Source organism: Limnobacter sp. (assembly GCF_043511195.1).
Lineage (GTDB): Bacteria > Pseudomonadota > Gammaproteobacteria > Burkholderiales > Burkholderiaceae_B > Limnobacter.
Genome location: NZ_CP121330.1, coordinates 2,095,458 through 2,117,471, shown reverse-complemented (window position 1 = coordinate 2,117,471; position 22,014 = coordinate 2,095,458). Strand labels below are relative to the sequence as shown.

The following is a 22,014-nucleotide window of genomic DNA, read 5'->3' as shown; positions in this document are numbered from 1 at the left end:
AGGATTCAGAAATTATTTGTTGGCGAAATACTCGTTTGTGAGTTTCACAATGACAGGCGAAAGCAACAACAATGAAATCAGGTTGGGCAAGGCCATGAACGCATTCAGCGTGTCTGCCACCAGCCATACGAAGTCAAGTTGGGTAACAGCACCCACCATCACGAAACCTGTCCACAAAACGCGGTAAGGCATGGTAATTGCCGTTCCGGCGATGAACTCCCAGCACTTTTCACCAAAATACGACCAGCCAATAATGGTCGAGAAAGCGGAAAATGCGAGTGAAATCGCCAGTACATACTCACCAACACCGGGCAAGCCTGTGGCGTATGCGCTGGAGCTAAGCGCTGCACCATTCACACCACTGTTCCACACGCCGGTTACGATGATCACCAAACCAGTCATGGTGCAAACAATGATGGTGTCGATGAAGGTACCCATCATGCCAACCAGACCAGACTCAACCGGGTTTTTGCTCTTCCCCGCTGCCTGGGCAATACCTGCTGTACCCAAACCCGCTTCATTGGAAAAAATTCCACGTGCCACACCATAACGAATGGCCAGCATGATCGCAGCACCGGCAAAACCGCCTGTGGCTGCAACAGGATTAAATGCGCTTTCAATAATCAAGGCAAAAGCGGCGGGAATTTCCTGAATGTACATACCCAGAACAATCAGCGAGGTGATGATGTAAGCCACGCACATGAAAGGCACAATTTTTTGAGCCACTGCACCAATTCGCTTCACGCCACCAATCAACACAAAGCCCACCAACACGGTCATCACAATTCCGGAAATCCATTTGTCGATGCCAAAAGTGACATTGAGCACATCGGCCACGCTATTGGACTGCACCATATTGCCGATACCAAAACCAGCCAAGCCACCAAACAGCGCGAAGGCCATGCCGAGCCATTTCCAGTTCTTGCCCAAACCATTTTTAATGGCATACATGGGGCCGCCCACTTGATGTCCACGGGTGTCTGTTTCGCGATAATGCACCGCCAGCAGCACCTCTGCATATTTTGTTGCCATGCCCACCAGTGCGGTCATCCACATCCAGAACAAAGCCCCTGGGCCGCCCAGCGCAATGGCTGTGGCCACGCCAGCGATATTGCCCGTACCCACAGTTGCAGCCAATGCAGTCATTAGTGCAGCGTATGGTGTGATGTCGCCCTTGGCGTTTTCATCAGGCGTGCGGCTTTTCCAAACCCAACGAAAGCCCATGCCAATTTTAAATATAGGCATGAATTTCAAACGTAATTGCAAAAACAGACCAGTTCCCAAGATGGCGACAAGCATGGGAGGACCCCACACGATGCCGTTGATTGCATTAACAAATTGCGTGAGTGCTTCCATGCATTGTTCTCCTTGTTGTGAAAAGCGATGCGCCAATTTGGTGCTGCTGTGGCGAATTTTCAGTTTATTACGCAAGCAATATGCCCGCGACACTTTTATTAACAAATCAAACAAATTATTGGCGCAAAAAAAACCCTGAACCAGGTCGGGGTTTTTCAGAAAAAGTATCGCAACTTACTGTTTCTTTTCGGGCTGCTTTTCGCCTGCCTTGGGTTGATCACCCAGGATCGACTTGGCAGGGCAAATTTTAAATGCAGGACATTTTTGACAACCAACAGCAATCGCAATCGGGCAAACAGTCATGGCGGTCCTCGTTTGTGGTTATGGGAAAGCTCCCACATTCAGTATTGCAGATTAGTGCAATGTTCCGCTAGGGGGTTTATTCAATTGATGACTGACGAAGTTTTGCGCCGCCCCGCGCGCAAAATTCTCTTCCTCGGGAGAAACATCATCAAGCAACAATTGAAGCTGCTCCGGTATGTCGGTCTCGGGAAAAAGCACTTGGTAAATGTAAAGCCAGCTTAAGGCAACACCCCGATCCTTCGACACTTCAACGCCATCGAGATACAGCAAAGACAAACTCAGCATGGACAGGGGTGAACCGAGTTTGGCTGCTTCAGTGAAGTAAGCCATGGCCAAAGCTGCATTTTTTTCAAGCCCTTTGCCGTGAAGATAATACACACCCACGTTGTGCATGGCCTGCGACAAACCGCCCTGCGCTGCTTTGTCGAAATACTTGAAGGCTTGCGCAAAATCGGGCACTGGCGCACGTTCTAGCTCAAGTGCCAGGTGGTAAGCCGAATTCGGATCGCCCAAGTCGGCAGCCTGCCGGGTATATTGTGCGGTCAAGTCAGCGCTGGCATCCAGATGTCCTTCTACGCCGCCCTTGTATATTTGGGCCAAGGTAAGTACGGCCATCAACACCCCGGCCTGGGCGGCTTGTTCCAGCAAACTTACGCCACGCGGAACATCTTGCATGCCCAATTCACCAGACACCAGCAAACGCCCGAGAATAACCTTGGCATCCACTTCATTCGCTTCAACACCTTTTTCAAGCCACTGCAACGCCTGCTGGCAATCTTCCTCACTTCGGTTCTCTGCATACAGATAAGTGAACGCGATCAGGTTGTAGTGACCGTCCCATTGATGTTTCAGGGTGTCCAGCAAGCGCTGGCGCGCCTGTGGCAACTTCTTCGCAACAAAAAGGGATTTGATTTCGTCGGTGAATTCGACTGGGGGTTGGGATTGCATGGCGTGTTAAACGTAAACTGTTCGAATCGAGATCTTACTGAATAATCATGATCACACCCTATATTGCCGTTCAAATCAAAGAAGATGTTTACACCCAGATGAAGGCGCTGCATGTTCGCGCATCCAAACCCATCAGCGATGAAGACAAAGCCTTGGGGGCTGACCTGCTGGCACAAACCTATGTGCAACTGCTCGATACCTGCTTTACTCACTTGCTCGACGAGTTGAACAAAACCCAGCCCGACAAAATGCTGCAAGATGCATCAAAGGTGATTCATAAGGTGCAAAGCGAGGCACAGCACTACATCGGTTGGCTGATCAAATTCATCGCCAACAAACGCGTGCCGCCGGTGATACACCACTTTCACGACATGGCTCACCTGCTGAACCTGAACGGCAAAGAATCCCCTTACATCGTAATTCCGGTCACCACGACTTATGCCGAAAATGCCAGCGATGTCATGAATGCGCTGGCCATGAAAGACGATACGCGCATTCAAGAAGGTGTTGAGCTGTTGATTGAGGCGATTGAAACTGCACTGGTGCCGCTGGTGTACACACCCAAAGACCTGATGGGTTTTAACTTTGTGATCAGCAAAACAATCAACGGTGTGATCAATGTGCTGCACACGCTATTCAAACACACACTGCGCAAACTACCTCCACACATCGAGGTGGAAAGCTGCCCCAATATTGCAGCTCACTTTGAAAAGTTTCTGATCAGAAAGTAATCTTCAAGCCGCTTGAATGAAACGCTGCAGCAGCGGAAACACTTCCGTTTTCGCGGCTTCGCCACGAATCATTTGGCTGTGCGAAAAGTCTTTGCTGAACCCCTGCTTCACAGTGCATTCGTGCCAGGTTTTGGGGCCACCCAGTGCCTCGTAAATTCGCCGGCAACCTTTGGTGGGTGCCACTTCGTCCCGACCTCCGGCAATCACCAGTGAAGGCACGTTAATTTGCTTGAGTGCCGCTAGGTAATCAAAACCGTCAGTGCCTTTCCATCGCCCACTCAAATTCCACTTGCACCACTGCACCAGCAGCAATGTGGGCTCACCCTCGGGGCCGATGGGTACCAGCTTTCGGGGTGTACGGCCGAACAGGCGCGTTAAGGTACCCAGGGCAGCCACCCGCATTTTTTCTTTCAGGTTGGGTGCTGCGTCGGTGACTTGCGCACCAATCAGGCTCAGGGTTTTGATTTGTGCCAGGCGTTGTGGCTGGCGCGCCAGCAACATCAGCGCGAGCAAACCACCACCACTGTGGGAAGTCCAATGCAGCTGTTCAAAGCCAGTGTACTGAACAATGAAATCAATGGCTGCGGGCAAATCATTCAAAGCGGGATATTCAAAGTTTTGTTTGCGGTGCGCTGGCTTTGCATGCCCGTGCCCGCCCCACTCCAGCAACCAGGTGTCGAAACCCTGCTCGGCCAGAAAACTCCCCAAATGTTCCACTGCCAACTGGTTGGACAACGTGCCATGCGCAACCACCACTGGCAAACCTTCAGGCTTGGCAGGCTTGTACCTGTGCAAGGCCACGTGGCCACCACCCTGCATGGGGACCAGGTGAGTTTCCTGTGTCATCTGCAAACCCGCCATAGCTTTCAAGCCGCAGGTTTTGAGATGAACTTCACCACCTTGGTGGTCCAGCTGCGTGGCGTGAAGCGAATGCTTTGGGCCATGGTCCAGTTCAGGGCGCCGTGAATGTACACACGCTGGTTTCGCTTCATGGCAGCGTAGCCTTTCACAGCGACATCCTCGGAGCTTGGCATGCGTTTGCCTTGAACCAGGGCTGACTTCTGCATATTGGCCTCAGCCTGAAAACCCGATGCAGTTGGGCCGGGGCACAAGGTGCACACAGCCACACCGCTGTCTGCCAACTCTTCGGCCAGCGCCTCGCTAAAACTAAGCACATACGCCTTGGTAGCGTAATAAGCTGCCATGTAAGGGCCGGGCTGAAATGCTGCAGTTGAAGCCACGTTCAGAATTTTTCCGCGGGTGTTGAGCAAATCGGGCATGAAGCCACTGCACAACACGGTGAGTGCGTCCATGTTCAGGCGCAACATGCTAGTGGTGTCTTCAACGGGCGTGTCTTTGAACAAACCATAGGTGCCCACGCCCGCATTGTTCACCAAGTAGTTCAGTTCAATGTTGTGTGCTTTCACCTTGGCAATCAATTCACTTGCCGCATTGGGTTTGGATAAATCGGAGGCAATCACGATTACATCGACTTTGTATTTGCCCATCCAGTCTGCAGCCAGTTCTGCAAGCTTGGCCTCATTGCGTGCACTGAGCACCAAGGAAATTCCGTCTTTTGCAAAACACTCAGCCAAATGCAAACCAATACCAGACGACGAACCTGTCACCAATGCCCACTGCTTCATTCATATTCCCCTCTTCTCACAAAATCGGCGATCGCCCACAAGGCTTTATCGGCTTTTTCCACAAAGGCACTGAACATTTGAAAGTTGTGCCACATGCCTTCGTGCACAGTGCAGCTTACTTGTACGCCAGCGGCTTGGGCGCGCTGTTCGAGCAATAAAGCATCATCCAGCAAAATTTCGTCGCTACCCACTTGAATCAACATGGGCGGCAAATCATCAAGTTCAGCAAATACGGGTGACACACTTGGGTCAGCCGGCAGTATCTCGCCACAATACGCACTGACACCCCGCTGCAAGGGCACCACGCTTAACATGGGGTCGGCCTTGGCCCGGTTTTGAATGGAGTCTGAAGTCAATGTCATGTCAACAAACGGGGAAATCATCACCAGGCCAGCCGGCAGAGGAATGCCTTCGTTACGCGCATAAATGGCCATCGACAATATATGTGCCGCGCCTGCAGAATCGCCTATCAATGTCATGTTTTGCGGATTCACATCCAGATCCAGCAAAGCCTGATACGCAGCGATTCCATCTTCCAGTGCAGCTGGATATGGATTTTGGGGAGCAAGCCGGTAATCCAGTAAAAATACACGGGCATTGCACCGAACAGCAAGTTCACTGGCCAAGGGCAAATGCGTCTCAAGCGAGCCTGCGAAAAATGCCCCACCATGCATGTGCAACAACACTTGGTCGGTGTGCGCATTGGCTGGGCGAACCAGTGCACACATGCAGGTACCCAGCTCCAGATACTCAACGCGAGCATCGGGCCGTACTTTGAATAGCGGCGCACCGGCATTCATGGTGGCAGCCAGCCAACTGAGTGGAATAGGAAGTTTACCGGGCGCTTTGAAGGTGCTGCGCAATGTTGCGCGAACAGCTTTCTCGGCCACAAACTGAATCGGGTTCATGAGTGCAGGGTCTCCGAATGTGACAGCGCAATTCCATTTACGCTGTTTTTGTTATTTTCTTCAATATAGCGAATTTGCAGCAGGCGACAGCCCCAGCCAACCACCCCACCCTGCAACAAGTTAGACTATTACCTCCAATTTAATAAAAAATTCCGTGAAAACAAACGCTTCCCCAAAACAATTGATTCTTGGCTTGATGTTGGCTGGCAAGGGCCGTCAAGTGAAAGCAGCGCACATTGTGCTGGCTTGCAGCCTGTTCGGTGTTTCTGAGAACAGCGCGCGTGTGGCCATGGCTCGCCTGGTTGCCGAAGGCCAATTGAAATCTGCTGGCCGGGGTATTTACACCCTGGGCAAACAAGCCGCATTTACAGGGCAAGACATTCAAGGCTGGAGCAGCAGGCTAACCGCCACCTGCGCATGGCGCGGCAATTTCTATGCAGTGTTTACAGCACACCTTGGCCGCAGCAATCGGAAACAATTGCAGATTCGAGAAAAAGCCCTGGCACTGCTTGGCTTTCGGGAATATGAACAAGGCTTGTTCTTGCGCCCTGCCAATTTAAACCTGGGCTTGGTGGGCGTTCAGGAAAAGCTGCTGGCGCAAGGCGTTGAAAAACAGGTTCTTGCTTTTGAACTAACTCCGGCCAACCCCACGCAACTCAAATCGATTCAAAAACTTTGGGATACCCGAAAACTTGAAAAACTGTATTTAAGCCACACCAGAAAACTGAATGACTGGATGCAGGGCTATTCACGCATGAAACTTGAAAAGGCTGCCCGAGACGCCTATCTGGTGGGCAGCCAGGCTATTTATGAGGTGCGCCGCGACCCCCTGCTTCCGGCTGAATGGGTGAACGCTGCTGCACGGCAACAATTCTTTGAAAGTGTGCTGCGCTTTGATGAAACCGGCACCCGGGTGTGGCGTGAGTTGCAACTGCGCATTTTGAAAGACGAAGAAGTGATCTAAAAAAACACTTCATTACACCGCTTTACTTTTAATTCCATATCTGTAATATTACATCCACAACTGTCAACGTCATTGATGGTAATGACGAACAAGACCCAGTGGAGGCTGTCATGCGTACACCTGTTTCTATTCACCAGAAAGGTTCGAGCTTTCCTGTTCGTCGAATGGATTTTGATTTCTCCAACATCAATCGGCATTTTGTGAACAACGACCCAGCCAGTAGCCACGTTTGGACCGCCTTTCAAGCTTATTTTCCTGAAGGCGAGCAATTCTTCGTGGACGCGGTTCGAGACGCTAAAAAGTGGGTAAAAGACGAGGCACTGCTTAGAGAAATAAGCGCATTCATCGGTCAAGAAGCGATGCACGGCAAAGAACATTTGCAGGCCAATGCCGAACTGAAACACCAAGGAATCAATGTAAACGGCTGGGACGCCCGCACACGCTGGGCGCGCAAACGCTTAAACAGATTACTGTCGGTAGAAGACCGACTGGCGGGTACTGCGGCGGTTGAACATTACACTGCTGTGATTGCCGAGCACATCATGAAAAGTGAAGAATTTCACACGATGATTGTCGATCCAACCATCAAGAACCTCATCTACTGGCATGCCATGGAAGAAAGTGAGCACCGTGCTGTTGCCTTCGATACGCACAAAGCGGTGGGGGGCACTTATCTCCAACGTGCCGTAGCCATGACAATCGTGTCAATCGCAATCGGGCCGGTGGTATTGGCCGCCACGCTAAGCTGCATGAAACAAGACGGAGAACTGTATAACGCAAAATCATGGTTGAAATGCGCTGATCTGTACTTGGGGCGCAAAGGCCTGTTCCGCAAGATGATTCCTGACCTGCTTTGTTTCTACAAACCCGGCTTCCACCCCATGCAGACTAATATGGATGCCTCTATGAAGTTGTGGAAAGAACGACTGTCGCTGGTTTAAATAAAAAAAAATTTGAACGATTGATTGAATTTGAGTTACATTGCCTCCTGTATCAATGTTAATCGTTGTAAACATAGGGTCTTTACTCAAGTATTATTCAACGAAACTACATAGTAAAAATTTTAAGAATAACCAGCAAAAAACTCACGACACTCGAAGTCGGGCGCACAGCGACCCGGCACGTCGGAGCCAGGAGACAGACCAATGGTGTTTTTGCAGCAAAGCTCCCTTCGGAGAGCCTGTGCCGTGGCATTTTCAATCACGGCGTTTTCGCTTAGCCAGCAAGCCTTTGCAGGCGGCACAGCCAACGACAATCAAAGCACGATGGGTATTGCGACCGCGGGTGCCGGTCAGGCGGCCGAGGCTTCGGATGCATCGGTCATTTTCTTCAATCCGGCTGCATTAACCCGATTTAAACGAATTGAAGTGTTGAACGTGGCCAGTATTGCCACTTTTGACAACGACTACACTTCTCGTCAAAACAATGATGGCCCCCCCACCGACGATGGGCGGGAGGGTTCCGCTGGCGAGTTCTTTTCTCGCAAAGACGGCTACGACTCTGCCTTGTTCATTCCTGGCTTGTTTGTTGCTGTGCCCGTGACACCGAAACTGGTGGTAGGTTTTAGCGCATCAGGCTCACACGGCTTGCTGACTCGCTACCGCGAAGATTATCCCGGCCGTGGTTCAGGTCGGGAAAGTGATCTGAAAGTGACTCGACTCAACCTGGGTTTTGGCTACAAGTTGACGCCTACGCTGTCCATAGGTGCCAACGGTTCTTATGAGCGTTATTTCCAGTCGATCAAACTGCGTGTGAACTTCCGCGATGCAGTGAGCAAGCTTGGTCCTCCTGGCACACTAGCAGCCCTTGATACCGCGGCTGCCCTCGGACAAGCGCCCCCCGTTCCTGGAGAAACAGATGCCAAACTGCGAATATTCGGATGGGCAATGAACGCGCAAGCTGGCCTGTTGTGGGAGCCGACCGAGCGCACGAGAATTGGTGCATCTTATCGCCCCAAAACCCGGTTTAACGGCAATCAGGGCGAGTTGACCATCAATGAAAATGCGGACACCGCAGCCTTCCGTGATTTCCTCCGAGGAGGACTGATTGGTCTTGGTGGCCCATTGCTTGGTGTAAACGGCCCACAGGCTGCAGGTGATCTGGAGCCACAACAACAGGCGCGCCAAAGCGTAATTTTTCCGGATGAATTTCGCATTTCGCTGTTCCACCACTACAGCCCAAAGCTTGACCTGATGGCCACCTACACCTACCAGGACTACACCGAGACGTTCCTGCGTTATGAACGGGTCAGCAATGGGCGTTTGATTGAAGACGTGCCACAAGACTTTCAGGTGGCACATGCATACCGCATTGGTCTTAATTACAAGCTTTACAAACGCCTGACAGTGCATGCGGGTTATGGTATGGAAAACGGCGTGGTTGGAGACGATCTTCGGATTCCGATTTTGCCTGACAACGATCGTCGCTTCTACGGCCTAGGTGCAAGCTTTACACCTAGCAGAGACACCACCATTTCCCTGGCCTTCGGCATTATTGACGTAGACGCTGGACAAGTGGGCAACAACGACCAGGTCAGACCACGTGAAGTGTCTGGCGGCGAATTCAAAGGCATTGCCGACCTGGATGCTGAATTCTTTTCACTGGGCCTGACGCAACGATTTTAAGTGTTGATAAAAACACCCTTAAAGCAGTAACTTGAACGGCCGCTTTAAGCGGCCGTTTTTTTCGCCTGCTCTACCTGCGCGCGCAACTCCACTTCCAGCGCAGGATCTAGCCGCAATTGCTTGGCCAGTTCTTGCAGGTAACTGCGTTCCATAAAGCTTTCTTCATCCACCACCAATACACTGGCCAGAAACATTTCAGCAGCCAACTCAGGCGTTGTTGCATAGCTCGCTATTTCCAGCGGATCCAAGGGCTTGTTCATTTCCTGATCAAACCAGCGTTGAAGTTGGGGATCATTGGTAATTTTTGCAATTTCACCGTCTATGAGCTGGCGCTCTTTCGCATCAATGTGACCGTCGGCTTTTGCAGCGCCAATCAACGCCCGCAATATAGCCTGGCTGTGCTGTTCAACTTGCGGTTCTGGCAAACGATCAACGGTTTGCGGCTCGCGTGTGGCTGCAATATTGCCCTGCTGCTGTTGCCAGTTGCCATACGCTTTGTAAGCCAACACGCCCAAAGCCGCCAAACCACCGTAAGTAACTACTTTGCCCGCCATTTTTTTGTGGCGTTTGTTGCCCAAGAGCATGCCCAATGCTGCCGTGGCGGCAGCGCCACCACCTGCGCCAACCAGCATGTCTCTCATCTGCGTATTGCTGCCAGCGGAGGGTCTGGACGCACCACCACTGCCGCCTTGGATCATGTCAGTGCCAGCTTTCAACAGTTGGTCAATCAAACTCTTGGAATTCATTCACGGCTCCATTTCTTGTTGTTGAAGTGAATGGACTGTGAATCCGGGAAAAAATTCAATCCAGCATCGGGTCAGCGGCCGGAAACGCAGCGGAAACCAATGTGCGAGGTGCTGCTGGCACCTGCCACACCAATGCGTGCGGCGGGCCGGTAGCGCAGGCAATACTCAGCAGCGCACAGGTGCGAGCCACCTTTCAGGGTGAACAAGGTGTGTGCATCTTGTTGCGGGCTACATGAAAAGCAAGCGGAAGGAGCTGTAAAAGCGGTTTGTGTCCATTCCCACACATTACCAATCATGTCGTGCAAACCATACCCATTGGCCGGGAATTGACCCACTGCCACAGTGGCAGGTGTGCCGCCCGGGGCGAAATACCATGGGAAAGCCCCCTGCCACACCTGCGCCATGCGTTTGCCGGCGGGTGCAAATTCATCACCCCAGGCAAATTCAGTGTTGCCCAAGCCACCGCGTGCCGCAAACTCCCATTCTGCTTCCGTGGGCAGCCTTCCGCCTGCCCAGGCCGCATAAGCTTTGGCGTCTTCAAGGGCAATGTGTACCACGGGGTGCTGATCAAAGTCAGCGGGCAATTCCTGGCCAGGGCGCGGATTGTGCCAGCATGCGCCCTGCTCCGCTTTCCACCACAGGTCGGGATTGTTCAAAGGCACAGGACCTTGAGTCATTTGAAACACATGTGAGTGCCCCTGACGCTCGGCTTGGGTGATGTAACGAGTCGCGTCAATAAACGCTGCGAAATCTGAATTGCACACGGGAAAAACATCGATTGCAAACTCAGCCACACTTGCGGTGCGCTCGGGGCGTTCCTCGGGATAGTGGCGATTCGATCCCATGCAAAAATCGCCACCCGAGAGCACAACATGATTGCTAAACATTCAGTCCCATTTGGCTTAAAAAGCGCAGCATTTCAACTGGGTTGACTTTACTGGTATCGACATCAATTGTCACTTTGCCCAACTTGCCCTGAAAAGGATTGGGGCCGCTGTACCGGGTCGACACCTGGTTGCCCAGATCGGAACCCACAGTAAAGCCATCGTAACTGGTGGAAAACAGCACGCGCTTGAACGTGTGCTTGGCCACCTGTTGACCATTGACAAACAAGGCGCCCTCACCATCAAAGGGTCGGGCTGTCATACGTTGCTGGTATTTGATTTTCAGTTTCCCTTCGGGCAATACGGCATTCGATTCAATTCGCTCAACATACGGCACCAGGCTTTGCTCATAAAACAGCTTTCCATTCTGGATGTACAACACCCAGCCAGCATACTTGGCACCTTGCGCCAGCAACACGCCATCGCCAGCGTCCGTGGTGCGTTCACAATCCAGTTCAATGGTGTGGGACAAACCACATACAATCGGTGCGACGTCGCGTGCCAAACGCTCCACGGGTGGGTAAAAATCCCAGCGTGCACGCAGGCCTTTTTCTTGCCTGTCTTGCACCAGGCGCAGCACCAGGTTGCGATCATCCAGTGGCAACACATTGTGCTGTTGCGCAGCTTTTAACCATTTGCTTTTCAGGCGTTCAACCACCTCGGGGAACTGGCTGGCCAGGTCAACGCCCTCGGCCGGGTCTTTGCTTAAATCGTAGAGTTCCCACACATCGTCGTCGAAAGACTTGCCGCGCGTGTGGCGCGCCACGGCTCGCCAGTTATTCTCCATGTAGGCACGGTGGCCGCCCAACTCGAAATACTGTTCCGTGCGGGTTGGGCTATCGGCTTTGCCGAATGTGGGCAATACACTTTGCCCCTCGATGGGTTTTTGTGGCTGACCTTTGTACACCGTCGGGCGTTCAACGCCTGTGGCTTCCAGCAAGGTGGGAAACAGATCCACCACATGCACGAAGTTGTTACGCAATTCGCCTTGCGCAGCAATTCCTTTGGGCCAGCTTACGACCAGCGGATCGGCCACACCGCCCAGGTGGGCATATTGTTTGTACATTTTGAATGGTGTGTTCGATGCACTGGCCCAGCCCATGGGGTAATGCGGAAAAGTGCCCTCTTCGCCCAGCACATCGTACAATTGCGCGGCTTCTTCGACAGGAATTGGACGACCAAAGGCAGGCGCGAATACGTTGGGTGTACCCGTGGGCGTACCTTCCGGGGAGCCGCCGTTGTCCGAGAACAAAACCACAATGGTGTTTTCGCGCACACCCAGTTCATCCAGGCTTTGCAACAGGCGGGCTATGTTTGCATCCATATTGCTCATCAAGCCTGCATACACTTCCATGTAACGCGCGGTGATCTGCTTGTGGGCCTGCGGCAATTTGTCCCAACTGTCGGAACCAAACGAAAGGGGCGGCAATTCAACTGTGTCGGGCATCACGCCAAGCGCTTTTTGCCGTTCCAGCCGTTCGGCACGTATGGCGTCCCACCCTTTGTCGTATTGGCCTTTGTAGGCATCACGCTCATGGGCACGCGCCTGCAAAGGTGAATGTGGACCAGGAAAAGCAAGGTGCAGGTAGAACGGGCGACCGGGCTCCAATGCTTGCTGGGTGCGAATGTAGGTGATTGCCCGATCGGTAAGGTCGTCGCACACGAAATAATCGGGGGAATCGGGTGGCTCTACCGGTGCAATGCCATCGAACAATTCCGAGGGCTTGAAGTAATCCGTGGAGTGCCCCTGAAACCAGTAAGCACGATCAAAACCGCGCTGAGTCGGCCAATTGTCATAGGGACCATTGGCGCCCGTGGTGTGCGCATTGTTGACGTGCCACTTCCCGCTGAGGAAAGTAGACCAACCCGCACCCTGCAACACCTCAGCCAGGGTGGCTGCTTCATGGGTTAAATCGCCCCGGTAGCCGGGGTAGCCTGCGTCAATGTCGGCAAGCCAGCCCATGCCGGCTGAATGGTGATTCAAACCCGTCAGGAACGATGCGCGCGTGGGCGAACACATGGAACAGGTGCGAAAGTTGGTGTACTGCAAACCTGTTTTAGCCAGGGTGTCTATGGCCGGTGTTTTAATTTCGCTGCCGTAACAACCCAAATCGGAAAAGCCGCAGTCGTCCAGAAGTATGACCACCACATTGGGCGCGCCCGCTTTGGCTTTCGGTTTGCTGGTGCTGGCTGGGCGGGAATCCTGAAACGAAAGGGCAACCTGCGCAGCCTCACCCTCGGGCAAGGCTTTGGGTGTCATTAATGCACGCGCCTTGTTGTTGGCCACATGCGCACCAGTGGCGGCAACACCCACGGTGGCGGCACCCACCGCAAGCCCCGACAAAAATGCGCGCCGTTTTAAACGCTTGGGCGACAGGCTGTCGTCGTTTGAACCACCCTGTTGATCATCGTCTTGCTGCGCCATGTCTGTCCCCACGTTTGAATTGTTGGTGTCTGTTTCAAGAGCTCTTAACTAGTGACACTATTTGTGTCACTATATACAAAAGAAATTTTAATCTCAAGGAGTTCTGCGCATGGCAATGCCAAATGTGTTGAAGGTTCATGGTCTGGATCTTTCCTATTTCACAGGCAAGCTTGAGGCCTACTTGCGCAGCAAGCAAATTCCTTACGAGCTGATCGAAATGGACACCGCCGATTTCAAGCAATGCGGCAAGGCAACTGGCGTGGCCCAAATGCCGCAGGTGGAGTGGCTCAATGGGCAATGGCTTAGCGACAGCACATTGATCATTGAATTTCTTGAAGAACTCAAGCCAGAAACGACGATCATGCCGCAGAAGGCTGCTGTACGATTTGTTGCTCAACTGCTGGAAGATTTTGGCGATGAATGGCTGTGGCGCCCTGCCCTTTACTATCGCTGGGCCAATGCGAAAGACGCAAGGCTGATGAGCACCCGCCTAGCCGAGGGCATGATGCGGGATGTGCCCCTGCCCCTGTTCATGCGACGCTGGGCGATATTAAACCGCCAGCGATTTCATTTTCTTTGGCGTGACGGTGTGCGACCAAGCACTGCAAAAAGGGTTGAAGCCCATTATCTGGAAACGCTGGATGCGCTCGAGCAAATTTTGAGCAAACAGGCTTTTGTACTTGGAAACCGTCCCACGCTGGCTGACTATGGTTTTTATGGCGGCATGTTCCGGCACTTTTTCTGTGACCCAACACCAGCTGCAATTATGCGTACACGCGCACCAGCAGTGCATGAGTGGGTGGCCCGCTTGTGGAACACCCGCATTGAGGACTACATCAACTGCCCCATGCCGGAGGTAATTTCTGAAAACTTGCGCCCACTTTTCAGAATCGTCGGCCAGGAGTTTTTGCCCTATATGCAAGCCAATGAAGCAGCCATTGAACTGGGCCATACGACATTCAAATTCGACAGCCAAGGCACGGTGTTCAATCTGCCAGCACAGCCATATCGGGCATGGCGGTTCCAGCGGCTTCGAACACGTTATCAACAACTTCCCCCGCAGACCCAAAACGAGATACACGCGTATTGCCCAGAACTGGGCGAAGCGTTGCTCAAAGCTGTAACATTCCCGATAGAAAGCAGAATAAAGGGATTACCCATCACAACACCCACAACAATGACAAGCAGAACATGGTGAAAGTAGACGGAAGAACGACTCGCGGGCAAGAAAACAAAAAACAGATTGTTCAGGCACTGATTGAACTGATTCGTGAAGGACAGCCTGCCCCCACGGCCGAAATGGTATCAGCCCGCGCAGGCGTGGGTCTTCGAACAGTATTCAGGCATTTTAAAGACATGGAAACCCTGTACCGGGAAATGACCTGTGCAGTAGAAGCGATCCTGGCCCCGGTACTGGCCACTCCTGTGCAGGGCGAAACCACCAGTGAAAAACTGATGCACGCAATTGACCGGCGAGCAGACATGTTTGAGAAGCTGGCGCCACTGCAAGCTGCAAGCTTGGTGCATTTGCATGAGTCACCTTACTTGCGGAAACGCCAGGCTGACAATGTTGAGCTGCAACGCTTCCTGCTAAAGGCTTTCCTGCCGGCCGACTTGGTGAAAGACAAAATACTGTTCGAAGCCATCGACCTGACTCTAAGTATAGAAACCTGGTTGCGGCTTCGACGCGATCAGCAACTCAGTGTGAACCAGGCTAAAAAAGTACTACGACGAAGTGTTGAGCAATTGCTGAAGTGAACGCACTTTACATGAGGTGATCGAGCAGCAGATCGAACTGCGCAATGCCTTGCTCGCGGGTCACCAGCTTGTCGCGTATTAATTGCCGAATTCCCCAAAACGAGAGAATGACCATCCAGACCAGGCTGGTTGCTGCTGCTTCGTCAAGTCCCTTCGACTTGCGAATCGCAGGCACCCACAACTTCAAAATGACGTCGCGAATACCCAATCGAATTGTTTCCAGTTCAGGCGAATTTAACCCCGACCCGGCGATTAACTGCCACAAGGCATCGCCTTTTCCGAAAGGCATATCCAGAGACACAAGTTCAGCAGCGCGAATGGCCTGTTTCAAGTCATTTGGATGATTGGCAATGGCCTGCGCTGTACCTTGCATGGTGTCGGTGAACACTGCCCAGGCAGTGGCCCCCAACAAGCTTTCCAGATTCGGAAAATGTTGATAAACCAACTGGCGACTAACACCAGCGCGATCGGCCAGTGCGCTCATGTTCAGCACACCCCACCCAGCGTCTTCGACCAATTCAGCCGCGCTGTGCAACAAGGCTTTTTTTCGATCGTTTTTGCCCAGATAAGGGCGCTTTTCTTGGGTTTGGCTTGAGGTCATTGAGCGGTATCAATAGGGTGAAACTTTGCTCAGTGTGCCACAGCTTTAAAGAAATTGACACACTGTAAATATTAATGTTCTAATCAAGTATCAAAACCCCTACCAAATGGGTCGACATGAGACAAAACTACACGCTCTATGGCTGGCACCTGTCCTATTTCACAGGCAAGGCTTTGTGTTATCTGCGTTACAAGCAGGTGGACCACACGTTGAAAGCAGTCAACCTGTTTACATTGACGCGCACCATCAAACAAAAAACCGGCGCGGCAGTCATGCCGGTGCTAAAAACTGCATCCGGTGACTGGATTCAGGACACCAGCGAGATCATTGATTACATTGAGTCGCTGCATCACGACAACCCAGTGATTCCAAACACGCCCGTGCAGGAATTTGCCTCCATGCTGCTGGAGGCCTGGGGGGATGAGTGGTGGGTACCGATCGCCATGCACACACGCTGGAACTACCCCGAGAACTACGCCGTGTTTGAGCACGACGCCGGGAAAGCACTGCTGCCCTGGATGCCCCGCTTTCTTCAGAACAAAGCCGCCCAACGACCTGCGAAAATGCTGAAAGGCATGCTGCCTTTTGTTGGCATTGTGCCCGAGCAATACGACACCATGAATGAATGGACTGTCCAAATGCTCGACACACTGGACATGCATTTCAAGCAATTTCCCTTTTTACTCGGCGCACGCCCCACCCTGGGCGACTTCGGCTTGGTGGGCACCATGTACGGTCATTTGGGCCGTGACCCTTGGCCCAAACGCGAACTGATTGAGCCTCGAAAACATTTGCACGCCTGGCTGGAGCGGATGAAAGATGCGGCCTCGCATGCCCAGTTTGATCTACTGCCCAATGATGAAATTCCAGCAACGCTGAATCCGGTATTTAGGTCAATTTTTGATGAATTCATTCCAATGGTGGCCAGCGTAGGCGACCTGGCTACTGAACACGCGGCAAAACACGGTTTGAATCAGCGTTTGCCCAGACGAATCGGTGAAGTGTGCTCAACCATGGGCGGCAAACCTTTCAAGCGTGGTGCATTGCCCTACATGATCTGGATGTTGCAACGTGCCCTGAATTGTTACCAGCAGATGGCAGACAGCGACAAGCATGCCGTTCGCGACTGGCTCAGGCAACACCAGGCCGAACACATACTCAATTTGGATTTGCCCCGCGTGGAACGCAGGGCACTGACCGTGGCAGTCACTTCGCTGTCGAAACAACGCATGGAGAAAGTAGCTTGAGCAAAACAGTCGTCATCACCGGAGCGTCGTCGGGCATTGGAAAAGCCCTTGCTTTGGAATTCGCCCAGCGCGGCTACAACCTTGGCTTGGCTGCACGCAGGCTCGACAAACTTGAAGCGCTGCGCGCAGAAATTGTGTTGCTGCCTGGTTGCCAGAATCTGCAGGTTGAAGTAATTGAACTGGATGTGAATCAAACCGACACGGTGGGTCCAGTGCTGCATACCTTGTTCAGCCACCTTAACCAGGTTGACGTGGTGATCGTGAATGCGGGAGTGAACAAGTTAACGAGTATCGGCAAAGGTCAACTCAATGAAGAATTGGGATTGATACAAACCAATTTGCTGGGTGCCATTGCCACCGTCAATGCTGCAGTGGAGTGGTTTAAACAGGCCGGAGGCGGTCAGCTGGTCGGAATTTCCTCACTGGCTTCGCTCACGCCCATTCCAAAACAGGCGGCTTATTGCGCCACCAAGGCGGCGTTCTCGATGTATCTGGATTCTGCCGCCATTGAGCTGAAAAAATACAAAATTGACGTGACAAAAATTTTGCCTGGTTTTGTAAAAACAGACATTGTTGACAACATGGACAAATTTCCTTTCGTGGTGTCCGCAGAGCAAGCAGCAAAGGAAATGGCGCAACACATTGAGAAGCGTCGCAGCACCGGTGTTGTTCCAGCTTACCCCTGGAAATTGCTCAAGCCATTGCTGGCCAACATGCCCTCGGGTGTGTGGCGCTACATGAAGTAAACCAGACATGAGCACCTCCTTCTCCGTGTTTGGATTTCTGTTTGTGGCTGCGCTGATCGGCTTACTGGAATGGCAAAGCGACGAACCTACCGCCAGTAACGAACTGGTGATTACCGGCGCACAGCGGGCATTTGTTCGAGAGCAAACCTTGCAGGCAGGTGCCCAAACAAAGGGTACATCGACCTTTGACCATGCCATGCAAACCTACATCGATGAGGAAATACTTTATCGAGAGGGTTTGAAACTTGGACTGGACAAAGACGATTTAATCGTGAAGCGGCGTGTGGTGCAAAAAATGCGCTTTTTGCTCGAGGACATGACCCCAGTGGCTCCACCCACGCAAGAGCAGCTTGAGGTTTGGCTTCAGCAAAATCCACAACGCTATCAAACCGAACAAACCGTGCGGTTTGAGCATCACTTTTTTAGCCGGGGCAAACGCGGAGACGAAGCCGTATATCAGGCTGCAATCGCTCGCCAGGAATTGGGTCAAGGCAAAGCAGTGCAATCAGACCCCTTTCCTTTGCAAGCCGATCGAAGCCCGGTGAGCAAAGACCAGATCATCAAAGACATGGGCTCACCTGTCGGCAAAATTTTGCTGGAGCTGCCACTTGAGCAATGGTCAGCGCCGGTTCAATCCAGCCTTGGGGTGCATTTGTTCAAGGTGCTAGACCGGCATGAGGGCCACACCATGACTGTTGAGCAGGCAGGCAATCAGTTGCGATCCGACCTGATGGCAGCGCAGCGCGAAACAGTGAACGCTGCTGGCCTGGCTGCCTTGCGTTCAACGTACACCATCAAGGAATCGGAGTGAGGCCGTTCGCACTTCTCGCTGGATTGTTCGCCTTGTGGCTGGGCTTTGGTGTACCGGCGCAGGCCCATGAAATGGGGACATCTGCACTGGTACTGCACGAGGAATCACAAGGATATGGTCAACTGGTATTCAAACGCACCGTGAGTGCTGATGGCAAAGTACCCCCGATCGATTTCAAGTTTGAACCACGCTGTGAGCTGCGCAATATCAACACAGAATGGGAAGACAATGCCGAGGTTATTCAGCGTGGACAGTTTCACTGCAACAGCGCTTTAAAAAATCACCGGCTACAGGCCAATGGATTCACCCGCTTGGCACCCGATTTAATTGTATTGGCCACGCCACTGAACGGTAGTCGCGTTCAATCGGTGCTGACACCCAAACAAACTGAAGCGTCACTGGGTTCACAAACCCCCACCGCTGCACCACTGGAATATCTCGGCATTGGCATTGAACACATCGTATTTGGTTGGGATCATGTGTTGTTTGTCGCTGGCTTGTACCTGCTCTGGAAAAAACGCAGACAGCGACTGCGCCAATTGATTGGACAATTCACTTTGTTCACAGTGGGGCACAGCCTGACCTTGGCCCTGCTGGTGCTCGGCTTGATTGCAGTACCCACGCGCGCCATTGAAGCGTGGATTGCATTGAGCGTACTTTGGCTTGCATGGGAGTTGATTCGCAAAGAGGTGCCAGGCAAATCCAGCTGGGCTCATCTCGTGTTGATGGGGGCCTTTGGTTTACTGCATGGCTCGGGTTTTGCGCTGTCCATGGAGCAGCGAGGCTTTCCAGAAGATGCTTTGTTGAGCACGCTTTTGCTGTTCAATTTGGGGATCGAAATTGGCCAGTTGTGGATTGTCACTTTGCTTGCCACCACTTTTGCATTTCTTGAGAAAACCCACCTGCCCACCTGGTCCCGCCTTGCACAACACACACTCACCCTGTGCATGGGTGGCGCCGCGCTGTATTGGACCGTCGAGAGGATTTACAGTTATGTTTAATCAACAGGGCCGTGCGCGGCTGTATCCCGTCTTGTCAGCATGGCTGATCCTCACCTTGTCTGCATGCATGGGCGACAACAACAACACCGTTGCACAATCTGGTACTTCTACAACGGTTACTCCAGCCGAGCGGCCCGACGATGTGGAATGCCTGGGCAGCAGCATTCGCAAACAGGCTTTTTTTGGTGATCTGCATATTCACACCAAGCTCTCGTTTGACGCCTACTTTTTTAATTAAATCAACGGCCCGCGCGAGGCCTATCAATTCGCCAAAGGCGAGAATGCATTTTTGCCATCGGGTGAGGATCCGGATACACCCATGCGTCAAATCAACATTGGTCGACCACTCGATTTTGCGGCGGTCACCGAGCACGCCGAACAACTGGGAACCTTCTCCAATATTTGTGAGCTTCAAGGCAATGTACCCGCCGGAACCAACCCGGCCTGTAGCGCCTTGGGGCAGTTGATTCGGGACAATGTGTCGGTATTCATCACAGGCAACGTGCCGCTTTACCTTCAACTGATTACAAGTGCGGGTAGCCGGGTACCCAGCACACGAACGTGGGAGGAAATTCAGGCTGTGGCCAATGCCGAAAACCAGCCTTGCAAATTCACCACGTTCAACGGCTATGAGTTCTCATCCAACAAAGGCGGTCAAGTACTTCACCGCAATGTGATTTTCGAAGGCACTCAAGTGCCCGCCAACGTCATCAGCTCGATTCCCCCTCTTCCAACCACCGACAACACGAATGACGAATGGGGTTTGTTCGATCGACTTAAAACTGAATGTCTGGATGTTGAAGGCTGCAATGTGGTCACCATTCCACACAGTACAAATCAAAGCGATGGCCGCTTTGCGCGTGCCCGCCAGTCCGACACCGGTTTGCCGCTTGCGCGAAACAACGCAACACTGACTGCAGCCGACGCCACTTTGCGCAACACCTTTGACCGCCTGTTCGAGATTGTTCAACACAAAGGTGCCAGCGAATGTATCACTGGCTTTAACAAAGGCCTGACCGGCGGTGAGGAATCAGGCTGTGGATTCGAAGAATGGAAAACGCTATGCAAAGGTGGTGTTGACGACCCCGCAGAATGTGCCAAGGTATGCAAAGGCAAACCCAACGACCCGCTGTTTTGCCAAGTGAACCGCCTGCAAGGCACTGGAAAAAGCATTCACGCCGCTGACCAATGCACAGGTAGCGATATTGGTGGATCAACCCCTGCCGACTGCACAGCCCCACTGGATTACGCGCGCAATGTATTGCCTGAAGGCAGCGCCATTCAACGCAAACTGGGCGTGAACCCCTACCAATACGGCTTCATTGGTTCAAGTGACACGCACAATGGCATTGCCGGCAACACTGACAAAACAAAATTCTCAAAAAACTCTGGGCACGGTGGTGTGCTGGATGATGAACCCCACGAAGCATTGGGTAACTGGGAATGCAAACAACGACCACTTCCCACAGATTCAATCACCGGATTCAAATTGCCATTCAGCACCGAGTCCGCCGCAGATCCCGACAACTGCGAAGAACGTGTATTCAATCCAGTCGCCTCCAACTTCACACCAGGTGGTTTGGCTGGCGTGTGGGCGAGAGAAAACACCCGCAAGGAAATTTTTGCCGCATTGAAGCGGCGCGAAACGTTCGCGACCTCGGGTTCGCGCATGCGCATCCGTACACTGGCATCGAGCAAGCCCTTCCCCAACAATATTTGCGAACAGTTGGCCGCAGGTGCAAGCCCGATTGAAGAAGGTTTGGTGGACGGTGTACCCATGGGCAGCACACTGAATGTGAAAGGTGGTGGACCCTACATTGTGGCCTACGCCATTCAGGACCCAGGCGGCGAAGAGGCAGGCATCCCTTTGCAGCGCCTTGAACTCATTAAAACCTGGGCAGATTCCAAGGGGGAGCTCAAGCAACAGGTTCTTAAACTTGCAGAAAATGCCAACGCACCGCAGCCCAACGCCGACTGCAGTATTCAACAACAAGGCCCAGAGCAAATGTGCGCAGTGTTTCATGACACCCAATACAACAAGAATACAGGTGCCAGTTACTACGCTCGAGCACTTGAAAACAACGCTTGCCGCTGGACCACCAAAATATGTACTGCCAAGGGAGTTCAGTGTGAAGCACTGCAACCTGGCAACGGATTGTTTCCGGCCCAAAGTGGATTTGCTGGGTTTGAAGGATGTTGCCGAATCGAAGGTGAGCCGGGCAATTTCCGCGGAGACTTCCGCTTCATTACGCAACAGGAACGCGCCTGGAGCTCGCCCATCTGGGTTGAAAGCAGCAAGCAATAACAAGGAAGAA

Annotated in this window: 21 protein-coding genes; 12 read left to right on the top strand and 9 right to left on the bottom strand. The window is 52.5% G+C overall.

What is annotated here, in order from left to right; translation table 11 throughout:
• Positions 1-12 precede the first annotated feature (12 nt).
• The gene (locus P0D43_RS10075; RefSeq protein WP_394672340.1) at positions 13-1,356 is read right to left on the bottom strand and encodes an alanine/glycine:cation symporter family protein; all 1,344 of its coding nucleotides are present in this window, start codon (positions 1,354-1,356) and stop codon (positions 13-15) included.
• Between the two features lie 354 nt (positions 1,357-1,710).
• Positions 1,711-2,607: a tetratricopeptide repeat protein gene (locus P0D43_RS10070; RefSeq protein WP_159569988.1), complete on the bottom strand. Its 897-nt coding sequence runs from the start codon at positions 2,605-2,607 to the stop codon at positions 1,711-1,713.
• Between the two features lie 47 nt (positions 2,608-2,654).
• Here P0D43_RS10070 and P0D43_RS10065 point away from each other — a divergent pair, with 47 nt between their 5' ends.
• A complete protein-coding gene (locus P0D43_RS10065; RefSeq protein ID WP_394672339.1) occupies positions 2,655-3,338 on the top strand; it encodes a hypothetical protein in 684 nt (227 codons plus the stop codon).
• Positions 3,339-3,341: 3 nt separating this feature from the next.
• Here P0D43_RS10065 and P0D43_RS10060 read toward each other — a convergent pair whose 3' ends face one another.
• Genes P0D43_RS10060 through P0D43_RS10050 form a run of 3 tightly spaced genes read right to left on the bottom strand, consistent with a single transcriptional unit; the run spans position 3,342 to position 5,892 of the window.
• The gene (locus tag P0D43_RS10060) at positions 3,342-4,184 is read right to left on the bottom strand and encodes an alpha/beta hydrolase (protein WP_394672338.1); all 843 of its coding nucleotides are present in this window, start codon (positions 4,182-4,184) and stop codon (positions 3,342-3,344) included.
• A gap of 20 nt (positions 4,185-4,204) precedes the next feature.
• Positions 4,205-4,984 (bottom strand): SDR family NAD(P)-dependent oxidoreductase, encoded by a 780-nt coding sequence (locus tag P0D43_RS10055; protein ID WP_394672337.1) that lies wholly within the window; start codon positions 4,982-4,984, stop codon positions 4,205-4,207.
• A complete protein-coding gene (locus tag P0D43_RS10050; protein WP_394672336.1) occupies positions 4,981-5,892 on the bottom strand; it encodes an alpha/beta hydrolase in 912 nt (303 codons plus the stop codon). Before P0D43_RS10050 ends, P0D43_RS10055 begins: the two co-directional genes overlap by 4 nt.
• Before the next feature lie 154 nt (positions 5,893-6,046).
• Here P0D43_RS10050 and P0D43_RS10045 point away from each other — a divergent pair, with 154 nt between their 5' ends.
• From P0D43_RS10045 to P0D43_RS10035, 3 genes are all read left to right on the top strand, one after another.
• A complete protein-coding gene (locus P0D43_RS10045; RefSeq protein WP_394672335.1) occupies positions 6,047-6,856 on the top strand; it encodes a hypothetical protein in 810 nt (269 codons plus the stop codon).
• 110 nt (positions 6,857-6,966) lie between these two features.
• Entirely contained in the window at positions 6,967-7,797 is an 831-nt protein-coding gene (locus tag P0D43_RS10040) for a metal-dependent hydrolase (protein WP_394672334.1), read from the top strand.
• A gap of 246 nt (positions 7,798-8,043) precedes the next feature.
• On the top strand, positions 8,044-9,480 hold the full coding sequence (locus P0D43_RS10035) for an outer membrane protein transport protein (protein WP_341237170.1): 1,437 nt from the start codon (positions 8,044-8,046) through the stop codon (positions 9,478-9,480).
• A gap of 44 nt (positions 9,481-9,524) precedes the next feature.
• Here P0D43_RS10035 and P0D43_RS10030 read toward each other — a convergent pair whose 3' ends face one another.
• The 3 genes from P0D43_RS10030 to P0D43_RS10020 form a co-directional block, all read right to left on the bottom strand.
• Complete coding sequence (locus tag P0D43_RS10030) at positions 9,525-10,226, bottom strand: tellurite resistance TerB family protein (RefSeq protein WP_159569972.1); 702 nt, start codon at positions 10,224-10,226, stop codon at positions 9,525-9,527.
• A gap of 71 nt (positions 10,227-10,297) precedes the next feature.
• Positions 10,298-11,113: a formylglycine-generating enzyme family protein gene (locus P0D43_RS10025; protein ID WP_341237171.1), complete on the bottom strand. Its 816-nt coding sequence runs from the start codon at positions 11,111-11,113 to the stop codon at positions 10,298-10,300.
• A complete protein-coding gene (locus tag P0D43_RS10020) occupies positions 11,106-13,535 on the bottom strand; it encodes an arylsulfatase (protein WP_394672333.1) in 2,430 nt (809 codons plus the stop codon). Before P0D43_RS10020 ends, P0D43_RS10025 begins: the two co-directional genes overlap by 8 nt.
• 109 nt (positions 13,536-13,644) lie before the next feature.
• Between P0D43_RS10020 and P0D43_RS10015 the strand changes: the two genes are divergently transcribed.
• A complete protein-coding gene (locus P0D43_RS10015) occupies positions 13,645-14,733 on the top strand; it encodes a glutathione S-transferase family protein (RefSeq protein WP_394672332.1) in 1,089 nt (362 codons plus the stop codon).
• Positions 14,727-15,293: a TetR/AcrR family transcriptional regulator gene (locus P0D43_RS10010; RefSeq protein WP_341237174.1), complete on the top strand. Its 567-nt coding sequence runs from the start codon at positions 14,727-14,729 to the stop codon at positions 15,291-15,293. The genes P0D43_RS10015 and P0D43_RS10010 overlap by 7 nt, the downstream gene beginning before the upstream one ends.
• 7 nt (positions 15,294-15,300) lie before the next feature.
• Here the strand turns inward: P0D43_RS10010 and P0D43_RS10005 are convergent, their stop codons facing one another.
• Positions 15,301-15,894, bottom strand: a complete 594-nt coding sequence (locus tag P0D43_RS10005; RefSeq protein WP_394672331.1) for a TetR/AcrR family transcriptional regulator — start codon at positions 15,892-15,894, stop codon at positions 15,301-15,303.
• 116 nt (positions 15,895-16,010) lie between these two features.
• Here P0D43_RS10005 and P0D43_RS10000 point away from each other — a divergent pair, with 116 nt between their 5' ends.
• From P0D43_RS10000 to P0D43_RS09975, 6 genes are read left to right on the top strand one after another with little or no spacing between them, the layout of a single operon-like run.
• On the top strand, positions 16,011-17,141 hold the full coding sequence (locus P0D43_RS10000) for a glutathione S-transferase family protein (protein WP_394672330.1): 1,131 nt from the start codon (positions 16,011-16,013) through the stop codon (positions 17,139-17,141).
• Complete coding sequence (locus tag P0D43_RS09995; protein WP_159569958.1) at positions 17,138-17,887, top strand: SDR family NAD(P)-dependent oxidoreductase; 750 nt, start codon at positions 17,138-17,140, stop codon at positions 17,885-17,887. Before P0D43_RS10000 ends, P0D43_RS09995 begins: the two co-directional genes overlap by 4 nt.
• 7 nt (positions 17,888-17,894) lie before the next feature.
• Positions 17,895-18,698 (top strand): peptidyl-prolyl cis-trans isomerase, encoded by an 804-nt coding sequence (locus tag P0D43_RS09990; RefSeq protein WP_394672329.1) that lies wholly within the window; start codon positions 17,895-17,897, stop codon positions 18,696-18,698.
• Entirely contained in the window at positions 18,695-19,699 is a 1,005-nt protein-coding gene (locus P0D43_RS09985) for a HupE/UreJ family protein (protein ID WP_394672328.1), read from the top strand. The genes P0D43_RS09990 and P0D43_RS09985 overlap by 4 nt, the downstream gene beginning before the upstream one ends.
• Positions 19,692-19,937, top strand: a complete 246-nt coding sequence (locus tag P0D43_RS09980; protein WP_394672327.1) for a DUF3604 domain-containing protein — start codon at positions 19,692-19,694, stop codon at positions 19,935-19,937. The genes P0D43_RS09985 and P0D43_RS09980 overlap by 8 nt, the downstream gene beginning before the upstream one ends.
• The gene (locus tag P0D43_RS09975; RefSeq protein WP_394673720.1) at positions 19,938-22,004 is read left to right on the top strand and encodes a DUF3604 domain-containing protein; all 2,067 of its coding nucleotides are present in this window, start codon (positions 19,938-19,940) and stop codon (positions 22,002-22,004) included.
• Positions 22,005-22,014: the final 10 nt, after the last annotated feature.

What these genes read in the sequence shown, in the direction of transcription:
- P0D43_RS10075 (WP_394672340.1), bottom strand. Translation starts at nt 1,356, where the DNA reads ATGGAAGCACTCACGCAATTTGTTAATGCAATCAACGGCATCGTGTGG.
- P0D43_RS10005 (WP_394672331.1), bottom strand. Translation starts at nt 15,894, where the DNA reads ATGACCTCAAGCCAAACCCAAGAAAAGCGCCCTTATCTGGGCAAAAAC.
- P0D43_RS10000 (WP_394672330.1), top strand. Translation starts at nt 16,011, where the DNA reads ATGAGACAAAACTACACGCTCTATGGCTGGCACCTGTCCTATTTCACA.
- P0D43_RS10040 (WP_394672334.1), top strand. Translation starts at nt 6,967, where the DNA reads ATGCGTACACCTGTTTCTATTCACCAGAAAGGTTCGAGCTTTCCTGTT.
- P0D43_RS10020 (WP_394672333.1), bottom strand. Translation starts at nt 13,535, where the DNA reads ATGGCGCAGCAAGACGATGATCAACAGGGTGGTTCAAACGACGACAGC.
- P0D43_RS10030 (WP_159569972.1), bottom strand. Translation starts at nt 10,226, where the DNA reads ATGAATTCCAAGAGTTTGATTGACCAACTGTTGAAAGCTGGCACTGAC.
- P0D43_RS10025 (WP_341237171.1), bottom strand. Translation starts at nt 11,113, where the DNA reads ATGTTTAGCAATCATGTTGTGCTCTCGGGTGGCGATTTTTGCATGGGA.
- P0D43_RS10050 (WP_394672336.1), bottom strand. Translation starts at nt 5,892, where the DNA reads ATGAACCCGATTCAGTTTGTGGCCGAGAAAGCTGTTCGCGCAACATTG.
- P0D43_RS10060 (WP_394672338.1), bottom strand. Translation starts at nt 4,184, where the DNA reads ATGACACAGGAAACTCACCTGGTCCCCATGCAGGGTGGTGGCCACGTG.
- P0D43_RS10070 (WP_159569988.1), bottom strand. Translation starts at nt 2,607, where the DNA reads ATGCAATCCCAACCCCCAGTCGAATTCACCGACGAAATCAAATCCCTT.
- P0D43_RS10065 (WP_394672339.1), top strand. Translation starts at nt 2,655, where the DNA reads ATGATCACACCCTATATTGCCGTTCAAATCAAAGAAGATGTTTACACC.
- P0D43_RS10010 (WP_341237174.1), top strand. Translation starts at nt 14,727, where the DNA reads ATGGTGAAAGTAGACGGAAGAACGACTCGCGGGCAAGAAAACAAAAAA.
- P0D43_RS09980 (WP_394672327.1), top strand. Translation starts at nt 19,692, where the DNA reads ATGTTTAATCAACAGGGCCGTGCGCGGCTGTATCCCGTCTTGTCAGCA.
- P0D43_RS10015 (WP_394672332.1), top strand. Translation starts at nt 13,645, where the DNA reads ATGGCAATGCCAAATGTGTTGAAGGTTCATGGTCTGGATCTTTCCTAT.
- P0D43_RS09990 (WP_394672329.1), top strand. Translation starts at nt 17,895, where the DNA reads ATGAGCACCTCCTTCTCCGTGTTTGGATTTCTGTTTGTGGCTGCGCTG.
- P0D43_RS10055 (WP_394672337.1), bottom strand. Translation starts at nt 4,984, where the DNA reads ATGAAGCAGTGGGCATTGGTGACAGGTTCGTCGTCTGGTATTGGTTTG.